13 protein-coding genes are annotated in these 13183 nt (G+C 66.6%); 4 read left to right on the top strand and 9 right to left on the bottom strand.

Going from position 1 to position 13183, the window contains the following annotated elements:
* Window positions 1-30 precede the first annotated feature (30 nt).
* From IPM73_14275 to rsmA, 4 genes are all read left to right on the top strand, one after another.
* Entirely contained in the window at window positions 31-2577 is a 2547-nt protein-coding gene (locus tag IPM73_14275; protein MBK8919166.1) for an LPS-assembly protein LptD, read from the top strand.
* A gap of 4 nt (window positions 2578-2581) precedes the next feature.
* Complete coding sequence (locus tag IPM73_14270; protein MBK8919165.1) at window positions 2582-3883, top strand: peptidylprolyl isomerase; 1302 nt, start codon at window positions 2582-2584, stop codon at window positions 3881-3883.
* On the top strand, window positions 3883-4872 hold the full coding sequence (pdxA, locus tag IPM73_14265) for a 4-hydroxythreonine-4-phosphate dehydrogenase PdxA (protein ID MBK8919164.1): 990 nt from the start codon (window positions 3883-3885) through the stop codon (window positions 4870-4872). Before IPM73_14270 ends, pdxA begins: the two co-directional genes overlap by 1 nt.
* Before the next feature lie 61 nt (window positions 4873-4933).
* Entirely contained in the window at window positions 4934-5704 is a 771-nt protein-coding gene (gene rsmA / locus IPM73_14260; GenBank protein ID MBK8919163.1) for a 16S rRNA (adenine(1518)-N(6)/adenine(1519)-N(6))-dimethyltransferase RsmA, read from the top strand.
* A 1-nt stretch (window position 5705) separates the two neighbouring features.
* On the opposite strand, the gene IPM73_14255 is transcribed toward rsmA, so the two are convergent.
* From IPM73_14255 to IPM73_14215, 9 genes are all read right to left on the bottom strand, one after another.
* Entirely contained in the window at window positions 5706-5900 is a 195-nt protein-coding gene (locus IPM73_14255) for a DUF2892 domain-containing protein (protein ID MBK8919162.1), read from the bottom strand.
* Between the two features lie 73 nt (window positions 5901-5973).
* Window positions 5974-6636, bottom strand: a complete 663-nt coding sequence (locus IPM73_14250; GenBank protein MBK8919161.1) for a Crp/Fnr family transcriptional regulator — start codon at window positions 6634-6636, stop codon at window positions 5974-5976.
* The gene (xth, locus tag IPM73_14245) at window positions 6636-7400 is read right to left on the bottom strand and encodes an exodeoxyribonuclease III (protein MBK8919160.1); all 765 of its coding nucleotides are present in this window, start codon (window positions 7398-7400) and stop codon (window positions 6636-6638) included. Before xth ends, IPM73_14250 begins: the two co-directional genes overlap by 1 nt.
* Window positions 7401-7408: 8 nt before the next feature.
* Entirely contained in the window at window positions 7409-7891 is a 483-nt protein-coding gene (locus tag IPM73_14240) for a glutaredoxin family protein (GenBank protein MBK8919159.1), read from the bottom strand.
* A 22-nt stretch (window positions 7892-7913) separates the two neighbouring features.
* Window positions 7914-9986, bottom strand: a complete 2073-nt coding sequence (locus tag IPM73_14235) for a M3 family metallopeptidase (protein MBK8919158.1) — start codon at window positions 9984-9986, stop codon at window positions 7914-7916.
* 59 nt (window positions 9987-10045) lie between these two features.
* Window positions 10046-10813 (bottom strand): DUF2189 domain-containing protein, encoded by a 768-nt coding sequence (locus IPM73_14230; GenBank protein MBK8919157.1) that lies wholly within the window; start codon window positions 10811-10813, stop codon window positions 10046-10048.
* 62 nt (window positions 10814-10875) lie between these two features.
* Window positions 10876-11808, bottom strand: a complete 933-nt coding sequence (locus IPM73_14225; protein MBK8919156.1) for a phosphoribosylaminoimidazolesuccinocarboxamide synthase — start codon at window positions 11806-11808, stop codon at window positions 10876-10878.
* Window positions 11809-11921: 113 nt separating this feature from the next.
* On the bottom strand, window positions 11922-12323 hold the full coding sequence (locus IPM73_14220; protein ID MBK8919155.1) for a type II toxin-antitoxin system VapC family toxin: 402 nt from the start codon (window positions 12321-12323) through the stop codon (window positions 11922-11924).
* A gap of 2 nt (window positions 12324-12325) precedes the next feature.
* On the bottom strand, window positions 12326-12619 hold the full coding sequence (locus IPM73_14215) for an AbrB/MazE/SpoVT family DNA-binding domain-containing protein (GenBank protein ID MBK8919154.1): 294 nt from the start codon (window positions 12617-12619) through the stop codon (window positions 12326-12328).
* Window positions 12620-13183 lie beyond the last annotated feature (564 nt).

Below are 13183 nucleotides of genomic sequence, written 5' to 3'. Positions count from 1 at the left end.
TCCCGGCGTCCTGCCCGGATTTCCCCGCCGATGCCCGGATTCCCCCGTCGTCCCCTTGCCGTACTCGTGTGCTGCCTCTTTGCCGGGGTGCAGCTGAGCCATGGCGCGGTCGAAACCGCCCGGGCGGCGGCCCTGGGGGGGGATGGGAGGGCGCCGGCCAGCGCAGGGGAACCCGATTTTTCCCGCATCGAGCTCGAAGCGGTGACTCTCCGGCTGGAGCGCAAATTCGCCGTCCTGGCGGCCAAGAAGGCTCCCGATGACACCAAGGGCTATGCGCCGGTCCCCGTGCCGGGCCTGCAACTCGACCCGGAAATCGAGAAGCCGGCCAAGGACAGCTACCCCATGTTCATCACGGCCGACCATATCGAAGGGCGTGAGGATTCCACCGAGGCGGAGGGCAATGTCGAACTGCGCCGGGTCGATACCCTGGTGTTTTCCGACCGCCTCGAATACCGCCCCGTGGCGGACGAGGTCGAGGCTCAGGGCAATGTGGTGTACCAGCGCGGCGACGACGAGGTGAAGGGGCCGCACATGCGCATGAAGCTCTCGGACCGCATCGGCTACTTCGACGACGCCGAATACCGCTTCCGGCGCGAGGTACCCAACGAATTTTCCCGGCCGGTGAAAGTCGTGCAGACCGAGGTCAGCAGCACCACCACCAGCGGTGCGCCCCTCATGATCAACGTCCCGGCGAACTACGGACTGCAGACGACGCTTCCGCCGCGGCGCCCCTCGGACGCCTACGGACGGGCCAAGCGCATCGATTTCGAGGGCGAAAATCAGATCCGCCTGACGGAAGCCACCTATTCGAGCTGCAAACCCGGCGAGACCGACTGGTTCGCCAAGGGTGAGGAAATCCGCCTCGATTACGACAAGGAAGAGGGTAAGGCCACCAATGCCACGGTGCTCTTCAAGGACATTCCGCTGTTTTATTTGCCGACGGCGACCTTCAGCCTCAACCAGCAGCGCAAGTCGGGTTTCTTGTCCGGCAGTTTCTCGGCCTCGTCCAAGAACGGTGTCGACGTCACGCTGCCCTATTACGTCAATCTGGCCCCCAATTACGACCTGACCCTCTATCCCCGCTACATGAGCAAGCGGGGTTTTCAACTCGGTGCCGAAGCCCGCTACCTGGATCACAACATCCACAGCGAGGCCCGGGGGGAATATCTGCCCGACGACCTGCTCGAAGAGCGCAGGCGGCACGCCTACCAGATCCTGCATCAGCAGAATCTTGGCCAGGGCGTGCATCTGCGGGTCAACCTCAACGGCGTGTCGGACGACGACTACTGGCAGGATTTTTCCTCCCGCCTGCTCCACACCTCGCAGCAGCAGTTGCCCCGTCAGGCTATCCTGACCTACGCGCCGAGTTCCTGGTGGAACAGCTCGCTCCAGGTACTCACCTACCAGACCCTCAACCCCGATCCGGAAAATCTCGTTGCCCGCCCCTATTTCCTGGAGCCGCAAATCGGCTTCAGCGCCCGGGCGCGCAACCTCAAGGCGGTCGATCTCAGCGTCTACGGTCAGTTCTCGCGCTTCACCCATCCGGACAAGGTGGAAGGCAACCGCCTGGTGGTCTATCCCCAGATCGCCATCCCCATCGTCGATCCGGCCTATCTGGTGGTCCCCAAGTTCGGTCTGCACGCCACGCAGTACTCCCTGCGGGATCCGGGGGCCACGGTCTCGTCGAGTCAGAGCCGCGTCGTGCCGACCTTCACCCTGGACGGCTCCCTCGCCTTCGAGCGCGAGACCCACTGGTTCGGCGAACCCCGCATCCAGACCCTGGAGCCGCGCCTCTATTACGTCTATATCCCCTACCGCAAGCAGGACAAGATTCCGGTCTTCGACTCCGGTATTGCGGACTTCAATTTCGCCCAGATATTCACCGAGAACCGCTACACCGGCCTCGATCGCATCAACGACGCCAACCAGCTCACGGCAGCGCTCACCACCCGCTACCTGGACGCCACCACCGGCGCCGAGCGCTTCAAGGCCATGATCGGGCAGCGCTACTACTTCGAGCCCCAGCGCACCACCATCACCGGTGAAACCGAGCGTCAGCGCAATCTCTCCAACTTCCTCGCCGCCTTCAACGGCCTCGTCGCCCCGGCAACCTATGTCGATGCGGCCTGGGAATACGATCACCATCAGTCCCAGAACCAGCGCTTCTCCGTCGGGGCGCGCTTCCAGCCCGAATTGGCCAAGGTGCTCAGTGCCGGCTACCGAACCACCCGGGATGCCCTGGGGGTGTCCCAGGTGCGCCAGGTCGACATTGCCGGGCAATGGCCCCTGGCCGCGCGCTGGTACGCCGTGGGCCGCTTCAACTACTCCCTGCGCGACCATCAGGCCCTGGAGACCATCGGCGGGTTCGAGTACAACGCGGGCTGCTGGGCGGCCCGTTTCGTCGTTCAGCGCCTGGAGGCCATCGCCGGCTCGCCCAATACCTCCGTCTTCTTCCAGCTCGAGCTCAACGACTTCGCCAGCGTCGGTTCCAACCCCATCGGACTCCTGCGCCGCAGCATCCCGGGGTACGGCAAGATCAACGAGTTGCCTTCCACCAGTTCCCTTCTGACCGACTAGTGCCATGAACCTCCGAGTCCTCAGCGCCTCCCTCATCCTTCTCACCCTTGTGGGCGCCACCGCGTTGCCCGTACGCGGCGCCGAGCCCCAGGAGGTGGATCGGATCGTGGCTGTGGTGGGTGAAGAAGTGATCACCCTGCACGAACTGCGCGGGCGTCTGGCCTCGGTCATCGCCCAGCTCAAGCAGCAGGGCACGCCGTTGCCGTCCGACGATGTGCTGGAAAAGCAGATGCTGGAACGCCTCATCGTCGACCGCGCCCAGATCCAGATGGCGCGCGAGAGCGGCATTCGCGTCGACGACAGCCAGCTCGACATGGCCATGAACCGCATCGCGGCGGGAAACAAGATGACCCTCGCCCAGTTCCGCCAGGCCCTGGAGAAGGATGGCATCACCTACGCCCGATTCCGCGAGGAAATCCGCGACGAAATCGCCCTGACCCGTCTGCGGGAACGGGAAGTGGACAGCAAGCTCGTCATCTCCGACTCGGAAATCGACAACTACATCGCCAACGAGGGGGCGTCCGGCAAAGCGGAGCAGGTGCAGATCGGCCATATCCTGATGCGGGCACCGGAATCCGCCAGCCCGGAGCAGTTGCAGAAGTTGCGGGCGCGGGCCGAGCAGGCCCTGGCCCGGGCCAGGGCCGGCGAGAACTTCGCCCAGTTGGCGGCGGCCTTTTCCGACGCCCCCGATGCCCTGAAGGGCGGCGACCTGGGTCTGCGCCCCGCAGACCGTCTGCCTTCCCTGTACGCCGACGCCGTGGGCAAGTTGCAACCCGGCGAGGTCAGCGAACTGCTGCGTTCCCCCGCCGGCTTCCACATCGTCAAGCTGTTCGGCCGCAAGGGAGGCGCCGCGCCGCCTCCGGTGGTGCAGACCCGGGCGCGGCATATCCTGGTCCGCATCAACGAGGTGGTTTCCGAGGCCGAGGCCCGGCGCAAGCTGGAAAACCTGCGTGAGCGCCTGGTTCATGGCGGAGATTTCCAGGAACTGGCCCGCCTCTATTCCCAGGATGGTTCCGCCGCCAAGGGGGGCGACCTGGGTTGGCTCAACCCCGGCGACACGGTGCCCGAATTCGACAAGGCCATGAACGCCCTGAAGGAGAACGAGCTGAGCGCCGTCGTCCAGTCGCCCTTCGGCATGCATCTCATCCAGGTGCTGGAGCGACGGGAGCGGGACATGAGCGAGGAAAGACGGCGCCTCGACGCCCGTCAGGCCCTGCGCGAGCGCCGTCTGGACGAGGCCTATCAGGACTGGGTCCGCCAGTTGCGCGACCGCACCTACGTCGAAAACCGTCTGGAAGACAAATAGTGGGTTCGCTGCCGCGCATTGCGGTGACCAGCGGGGAGCCCGCCGGGATCGGTCCCGAACTGTGTCTGCGTCTGGCGGGACAGCCCCTGCCGGCGCGCCCCGTGGTTCTGGGGGACCGGCAACTCCTCGCCCAGCGCGCCGCGGCCCTCGGCCTCGCCGTGGCCCTGCACGACTATGGGCCCGAGCAGCCCGCGCCTCCGGGGGCGCTGGAAGTGCTCCACGTTCCCCTCGCCGCGCCCTGCGTCGCCGGAAAACTCGACGCCGCCAATGGCCCCTACGTCCTGGCCCTGCTCGATCGGGCGCTGGCCGGTTGTACCGCCGGCGAGTTCGCCGCCATGGCGACCGCCCCGGTGCACAAGGGCGTCATCAATCAGGCCGGCGTTCCCTTCACTGGCCACACCGAGTACCTGGCCGAGAAGACCGCCACGCCCCTGGTGGTCATGATGCTGGCCGGCGAGACCGGGCACGGCCCCCTGCGGGTGGCCCTGGCGACCACCCATCTGCCGCTGCGGGCCGTGCCGGATGCGATCACCGCCGAACTGCTGCGGCGGACCCTCGCCATCCTGCATGCCGATCTGCGCAGCAAGTACGGCATCGCCGATCCCACCATCCTGGTCACCGGCCTCAACCCCCACGCCGGGGAGGGCGGCTACCTGGGGCGCGAAGAAATCGATCTCATCGAGCCGGTGCTCGCCGATCTGCGCGCCCGGGGCATGAAACTCATCGGCCCCCTGCCGGCGGACACCCTGTTCACGCCGCCGGTGCTTGCCCGCGGCGACGCGGTTCTGGCCATGTTCCACGACCAGGGACTGGCGGCCCTCAAGTACGCCACCTTCGGCCGCGGCATCAATGTCACCCTGGGGCTGCCCATCCTGCGCACCTCCGTGGACCACGGCACGGCCCTGGAACTGGCCGGCACGGGGAAGGCCGATCCGGGCAGCCTGTTCGAAGCGGTGAGCGAAGCGGCGCGCATGGCAGCGCGGCAATGAGGGAGGACGGCGCCTGTGGGCGGTCCGGCTCCCACCCGTCGGCGCCGGGCCGGTGGCCGCGATGAAGCACGTCGCTCGCCGCCGCTTTGGCCAGAACTTCCTGGTGGACCAGGGCGTCATCGCCGCCATCGTCGGCGCCATCGACCCGCGCCCGGGGGAAACCCTGGTCGAAATCGGACCCGGCCTCGGGGCGCTGACCGACCCCCTGCTGCAGCGTCTGAAGCCCCTGCACGTGGTCGAAATCGACCGCGACCTCATCGCCCGCCTGAAGCAGCGCTACCAACCCGGGCAACTGGTGATCCACGAGGGCGACGCCCTGGCCTTCGACTTTGCCGCCCTGGGGTGCGAGCTGCGTCTGGTGGGCAACCTGCCCTACAACATCTCGACGCCGCTGCTCTTCCACCTGGCGACCTATGCCGAGCGGGTGCGCGACATGCACTTCATGCTGCAGAAGGAAGTCGTCGAGCGCATGGTGGCACTCCCGGGCGAGTCGGAATTCGGGCGCCTGTCGGTCATGCTCCAGTTCCGCTTCCACCTGGAGTGGCTGATCGACGTGCCGCCCGAATCCTTCGACCCGGCGCCCAAGGTCGACTCCGCCGTCGTGCGCCTCATCCCGCGACCGGCGGAAGACTGCCGCGTGCGCGACGCCGCCCTGCTGGAGCGGGTCGTCGCCACCGCCTTTTCCCAACGCCGCAAGATGCTGCGCAACACCCTCAAGAGCCTGCTGGACGAATCCGCCCTGCGGGCCCTGGGGGTCGACCCGACGGCGCGGGCCGAGGACCTGGCCGTGGCCGACTACGTTCGCCTGGCCGACTGGCTGGCCACCAGGTAGGTCACGCCTCCTTCTTGACGCCGCAGGTGCTGATGCCGAGCAGGGGGTAGGCCGGGCACCAGCCCATCAGGCCGGTGGCCAGGGGCACGACGCCGATCCAGGCCCACACCGGGCCACCCAGCGCGGCCCAGGCGATGAGGCCGAGGCCGGCAGCGATGCGCAGGACTTTGTCGATGCCGCCAACGTTTGCTTTCATGATGTTCTCCCGTAGGGTTGTGATGACGGGAGCCACTGTATTCCCCGCAGCGGGGGCGGGTCTGTAACCTGGGTCACACAGCCGCGAGGGCCTGCAAACCTTCCCGGTCGAGCACCGTGATTTGCTCCCGTCCCAGGGCGACCAGGCCCTGGGCGGCAAAGCCCTTGAGCAGGCGGCTGACGATTTCCCGCACGCTGCCCAGTTCCTCCGCGAGTTGCTGGTGGGTGATGGCCAGGACGCCGTCGCCCCGGGCGAGGAGCAGTTTGGCCAGGCGCCGGTCGAGGCGGGCGAAGGCGACTTCCTCGACCAGTTGCATCAGTTCGGCGATGCGTTCGGAAAAAAGGTGGAAGACGAAATCCCGGAACGCGGCAAACTCCGCCACCAGTTGGGCGAAGAGGGAGGCCGGGACGATGACCAGCACCAGGGCTGATTCGGCGATACCGCGGGCGTTGTAATCGGCGTGGCCGAGGAGGCAACTGGAGGTGATGATGCACGACCCCCCGGGCTCCACGCGATAGAGCAGCATTTCGCGGCCCCCCGGCGAGCTCTTCACCACCTTGATGCTGCCGGACAGCACCAGGGGAAAGCCCCGGCAGGGGTGGCGTTCCGCGAAGAGTTCACGCCCGGCAGGGATTTCGAGCACGGCTCCCGGCTGGAAAAGCGGCGCCAGCCGGGCGGCGGGAACTTCCTTCAGGGCGGGGTAGAGCGCCAGCAGCGCGTTCCGCTCGACGGCCATCACGCGAGATCGACGTAGGCGGGGGCGTGGTCCGACGGCCGCTCGCGCTTGCGCGGCGCCCGGTCGATGGCGGACTGGCGGCAGCACCGGGCCAGGGGCTCCGAAAGCAGGACGTGGTCGATGCGCAGGCCAAGATTCTTCTGAAAGCCCAGCATGCGGTAGTCCCACCAGGAGAACGTCTTCTCCGGTTGTTCGAAGAGTCGGAAGCTGTCGTGCAGGCCCAGGGCGAGGATTTCGCGCCAGGCGGACCGTTCGGCGTCGGAACAGAGAATCTGGCCGGCCCAGGCGGCGGGGTCGTGCACGTCCCGGTCATCGGGGGCGATGTTGAAATCGCCTGTCAGCACCAGCCGGGGGTGGGCCTCCAGTTCCTGGCGCACCCAGGGGAGGAGGGCGGCAAGCCAGTCCAGCTTGTAGCGGTACTTGTCGCTGCCCACCGCCTGGCCGTTAGGCACGTAGGCGCAGATGACGCGGACGTCGCCGACCGTCCCGGCGATCAGGCGCTTCTGCGCGTCGGGAAAATGCGGGTTGCCGCACTGCACCTCGCCGATTTCCTGCCGGGCCAGCAGGGCGACGCCGTTGTAGGTCTTCTGCCCCGAAAAGGCCACCCGATATCCCGCGGCCTCGATCGCTTCCCGCGGGAAGCGCCCATCTTCGAGCTTGGTTTCCTGCAGGCACAGCACGTCGGGACTCTGCTCGCCCAGCCAGTCCAGCAGATGGGGCAGGCGGACATTGAGGGAATTGACGTTCCAGGTGGCAACGCGCATGGGCAGGCTCAGGGCGCTGCGGCGGGGGGTTTGCCAGCCGAGAGCGTGGTCGAGGGATAGCCCGCCAAATCGAGGAGGTTATGGTAGGCCGAAGCCACGAAGCCGCGCGCCGACTGCTTGCCCACCCTGAGGGAAGGCACGAAGGCGTCGCCGACCAGTTGCTTCAGTTCCTCCATGTCCTCGGGCTTCTGGACCATCTTCTCGCTGAAGGGGACGCCCCGCCCGGTGAGGAGATCCCGGGCCTGCCTGCATTCGGCGATGCAGTCAGGCGCGGTGTAGAGGGTGACGGGGAAATTCTCCGCGGCGCGGCGGGTGGCAAAGGACTGGTTTTCGGTCGCCGGGTCGGCCTCCTTGTCGCGGGAGACATTCTTCGCGCTGCCCGGCGGCGGGGTGTCGGTGAAATTGACTCTGCCGGCCGAGTCCACCCAGCGATAGACCTGGGCGACGGCAGGCAGGCTGATGAGCATGACAAGCAAGAACAGGATTCTCATGTTTTCCTCCCCAAAGGCGCGATTACGCCGCAATCATACCGCTATGGCGCAGCAGCGCGTCCACCCGGGGCTCGCGGCCGCGGAAGGCGGTGAAGGATTCGAGGGCCGGGCGGGCGCCGCCGACGGAAAGGATTTCCTCCAGGAAGCGCCGCCCGGTGGCGGCGTCGAAGGGGTCGCCGGCCTCCTCGAAGGCGGCGTAGGCGTCGGCCGAAAGCACCTCGGCCCACTTGTAGCTGAAATACCCGGCCGCGTAGCCGCCGCCGAAAATGTGCGAAAAACTATTGGGAAAGCGCTGCCAGGCGGGGGGGCGGATGACGGCCACCTCGTTGCGCACGGTCTCCAGCAGGGCCATGCCCGAACCCTCGCCGGCCGGGTCGAAGTCGGCGTGCAGGAGCATGTCGAAGAGGGAGAACTCCAGTTGGCGCACGGTCTGCAGACCGCTCTGGAAATTCCTGGCCGCCAGCATCTTGTCGAAGAGGGCGCGCGGCAGGGGCGCGCCGGTTTCGGCGTGGGCGGTCATGCGCTCGACGACGGGCCACTCCCAGCAGTAGTTCTCCATGAACTGGGAAGGCAGTTCGACGGCGTCCCATTCGACGCCATGGATGCCGGAAACGCCCAACTCGTCCACCCGGGTGAGCAGGTGGTGCAGGCCGTGGCCGGTTTCGTGGAACAGGGTGATGACTTCGTCGTGGGTGAAGGTGGCGGGCTTGCCCCCCACCGGGGCGGAGAAATTGCAGTTGAGGTAGGCGATGGGGGTCTGCATGCCGGCGGTACAGCGGCGACGGCCCTGGGCCTCGTCCATCCAGGCCCCGCCCCGCTTGGTTTCCCGGGCGTAGAGGTCGAGGTAGAACTGGCCCACCAGTTCGCCGGCCGGGGTTTCCAGGCGGTAGAAGCGCACCTCCCCGTGCCAGACCGGCGCCGTGTCGGGCTTGACGTGCACGCCGAACAATTCTTCGATGACTCGGAATAGCCCGGCCAGCACGGCGGGTTCGGCGAAATACTGCTTCACCTCCTGCTCCGAGAAGGCGTAGCGGGCCTGGAGCAGCCGCTCCGAGGCGAAGGCCACGTCCCAGGGCTCCAGGGTGGCGAGGCCCAGGTTATCGGCGGCGAACTGGCGCAGTTCGGCGTAATCCCTTTCGGCGAAGGGGCGGGCCTTGCTGGCCAGTTCGCGCAGGAAGGCCAGCACCTGGCTGGGGGAATCGGCCATCTTGGGCACCAGGGAGACTTCGGCGAAATTGGCGTAACCCAGCATGCGGGCGTCTTCCAGGCGCAGTTCCAGCATGCGCTGCATGACCGGCGTGTTGTCCCATTCCGGCTTGCTCGAACCCTCGTGGAATTCCGCTGCCCGGGTGGCGTAGGCGCGGTAGAGCCGGGCGCGCAGATCGCGGTTTTCCGCGTACTGCATCACCGGGCCGTAGGAGGGGGCCTGGAGGGTGAAGCGCCAGCCGGCGCTGCCGGCCTTTTCCGCTGCCGTGCGGGCGGCTTCCAGGGCGTCGGGCGGCAGGCCGGCGAGGAGCGCCGCGTCGGTGACGGTTTCGGCAAAGGCGTTGGTGGCGTCCAGCAGGTTTTCCTGGAACTTGGCGGCCAGGCCGGCCAGTTCTTCCATGATGGCCTTGAAGCGCGGCTTCTGGTCGTCGGGCAATTCGGCGCCGGAGAGGCGGAAATCGCGGATTTCGTTATCGACGATGCGGCGGCGGGCGGCGGAAAGGCCGGCGTATTCCGGCCCGGCGCGCAGGGCCCGGTACTTGTCGAACAGCTTCAGATCCTGGCCCAGTTCGGTGTAGAAGCGGGTCACCTCCGGCAGCATGGCGTTGTACGCCTCCCGCCAGGGGGGCGTGTCATTGACCGCGTGCAGGTGGCCGACGATGCCCCAGGCCCGCGACAGGTGTTCGATGCCGTCGGCCAGGGGGCCGGCAAAGTCGTCCCAGGTGGCCGGGACGGCGGCGGACGTGAGCCGTTCCTGCAGCCCGCGGGCGTCGGCCAGCAGGGTTTCGACGGCCGGCCCGACGTGCTCGGGGGCAATGGCGTCGAAGCGGGGCAGGGCGAGCAGATGATCGGGGCAGGCGAAGGCGAGGAGCGGATTGGCAGCGGTCATGGCAGGGGTCGGAAAACAAAGGGCGGCAGACGCCGCCCGGGGGAGGGAGGGGACTGCGTCTAGACGACCATGTCGCGATAGGCATGCCACGAGGCATGACCCAGCAGCGGCATGAAGAGGATGAGGCCGAAGAGCAGGGTGACGAAGCCGAGCAGGGTCAGGGCGACGATGAGGGCGGCCCACAGGACCAGGGTTTCCAGATTGAGGGAGAAGGCCCGCAGACTGGTGGACACCGCCGTCAGGGGGCCGACTTCGCGGTCGAGCATGAGGGGTACGGAAACGACGCTGACCGCGAAGGCCAGCAGGGCGAGGATGGCGCCGATGATGAACCAGGCGGCGACGAAGCCGCGGTGGTTGCCGGAGAGGACGATCTGGGTGATGAAGTGGGTGGTCTCGATGCCCGAAGTCCCCCCCAGGACGCCGAACATGACCGCCGAAATGCGTTCCCAGAAGAAGGCCAGCAGGCCCACGCCGAGACCGAAGGCCGCCAGGGGCTCGGCCTTTTCCTTGAGCCGGGGCAGGGATTCGATGAAAGCGGGTTTGCCGCCCCCCTCCCGCTGGCGGGAGAGTTCGTAAAGCCCCGCGGACAGCACCGGCGCCACGATGACGAAGCCGGAAATGGCCACCGTGAACAGGTGGGGGTGGGTGACGCTGGCCAGGAGCATGGCATCGCCGCACAGGCCGAAGAGCAGGCCGTAGGCCAGGCTGGGCAGGGGGTTGGCCTTGAGGTCCTGCCAGCCCTTGTAAAGCCAGGCGGCGGGTCGGTCGCGACCGACGCGGCGGACGGCGGGCTGGCCGAGGGGCGATTCGAGAACGCCGTGCTTCATGCAGTTTTCCTCCCGAAGATGGCCTTTGGACCGGGCGGCACGCGCCCGGTTCGCCGGAAATACTACAGCGTTCTTCCCGTGAGCCGTTCGCAGGCTTCGAGATATTTTGCCGCCGTGCGGGCGATGACTTCGGCCGGTAGCCGGGGCCCCGGAGCCTTCTTCTTCCAGTCCAGGGTTTCCAGGTAATCGCGCACGAACTGCTTGTCGTAGGAAGGCGGGTTGCTGCCTTCGCGATACTGGTCGGCAGGCCAGAAGCGGGAAGAATCCGGGGTGAGGGCCTCGTCGATCAGGTGCAGGGTGCCGGCGGCGTCGATGCCGAATTCGAACTTGGTGTCGGCAATGAGGATGCCGCGGCCGCGGGCGTAGCTGGCCGCCTCTTCGTAGAGGGCCAGGGCGGCGCTGCGGGCCTGGGCGCACAGCTCGGCGCCGTTCCTGCCGCTGCCGGCCAGGGCCCCCGCCAGGGCGGCGGCGCAGTTGGCCTGGGCCTGGGCGAAGGAAATGTTCTCGTCGTGATCGCCCACGTCGGCCTTGGTGGCCGGGGTAAAAATGGGGCTGGGCAGCCGGGCGGCCATCGGCAGGCCGGGCGGCAGGGCAATGCCGCAAATGGCGCCGCTGGCCTGGTAATCCTTCCAGCCGGAACCGATGACGTAGCCCCGCACCACCGCCTCGATGGGCAGGGGCTTCAGGCGCTTCACCACCACCGCCCGGCCCCGCACCTGCTCCCGCTCGGCGGCGGCAACGACGCTTTCCGGATCGATTCCGGTGAGCTGGTTGGGGACGATGTGGCTCAGCTTCGCAAACCAGAAATCCGCCACCGCCGTCAGCACCGCGCCCTTCTTGGGGATGGGGTCGGGCAGGATGACGTCGAAGGCGGAAAGGCGGTCGGTGGTGACGATCAGCAGGCGGTCGGCATCGACGGCATAGATATCGCGCACCTTGCCTCGGGAAAGGAGGGGAAGGCTGGTGAGGGTGGAATTGAAGAGAGGGGCGGTCACGGCGGGGTTCCGGCGGGCAAAGGGCGGATTATAAAGGGGGTTCGGTTTGGCGTGACCGGCGTACCCTCAATGCTGCCGTGACGCACGAAGTCAGCTATGCCCGGTGCAGCAGGTCATGCCCAGTTTTCCAGGATCAACGGCGCTTCGATCCGCTCGTAATGGCGACCGTTGTTGGTGACCAGTACCGCGCCCGCCGAGAGTGAATGGGCGGCGATCATCATGTCCATTTCCCCGATGGGCTGACCGGTGCTGAGGAGCTGGTGACGGATGCTGGCATACCAGTCGGCCGCCTCGGCATCCCAGGGCAAGGTGCGGACGATCTTGAGAAACTGACGGACTGCCAGCTGCAGGCGATGGTCGGCGGGCAAGCGCTTCAGCCCGTATTGCAACTCGGCCCGCGTCATCACCGAGATGCAGACCATCGACGGCGCCAAGGCAGTCAGGCGACTCTCGACTGCCGGCGATTTGCCCTTGATGAGGTAGCTCGCCGTATCGGTATCCAGCATGTGCAGCATGGTTACCGCTTCCCGTCGGTATCGGGGGCGGTCTCGTCATCAAAGACGCCGCGTTCTGGCGGCAGCACATTCAGCGGGCGCTCGGCCATGAAGTCGGCAGGCACTTCGACGGAATGCAACAACTCGAAGAACCCACTCCAGGTCTTGGCGCCCGGCCGGGTCGACAGCACGACATCGCCGGTTGCGTCGTCACGGGTGGCATAGACCTCGGCGCCTTCGAAGCGAAACTCGGCCGGAAGACGAACCGCCTGACTGGCGCCGTTCTTGAAGAGTTTGGCGATGCGGGTTTCGATCATGGGGAGAAACCTTTCTGACGCAATGATATATACGCGAGTATATATTTCTGTCTGCAATAAGCCTATCCTGGGATACGTACTTTCCGGTTGCGCTCTTCACCTGACATTGCCTATTCGGCGCCCTAGGGGCAGTCACCGGAGTAGAGCAGTCACGTGGATCGATTCCTGGACTACTGCACATCGGCCAGAGCGGACTTTCAGCCGCAGCTCGGAATTGTCCGATGGTCGTGACCGGCCGATTGGCGATTCCGGCGATTTGAACCCTCGAAATCGCTGCCTGCCGGCCTGGTTTCGGCTATATCACTGGGCGACATTGAGCACCATCTCCAACCGCCCCCTACTCGCAGCCCGCAACTTCATCAAGCCTATCTCCCGCGCCATCGCAATCAGCGCATCCTCGCCAGACTTGCCCGTGCTGATGACCCAGCTTGCGAGTGATAGGAGTTCCTGCTCACAGATTTCCTCCACGCCGCGAGAGCTGTCTTCGTCTGCAGGCCATCGGAAGGCGACTCTTGCACCGGGCGTCATGCCATCGGGCCAGTAGTGTGACGCTGGATTTGGCTG

Source organism: Betaproteobacteria bacterium, assembly GCA_016720065.1.
GTDB lineage: Bacteria > Pseudomonadota > Gammaproteobacteria > Burkholderiales > Rhodocyclaceae > SSSZ01.
This window is presented reverse-complemented; position numbering and strand designations above follow the sequence as displayed.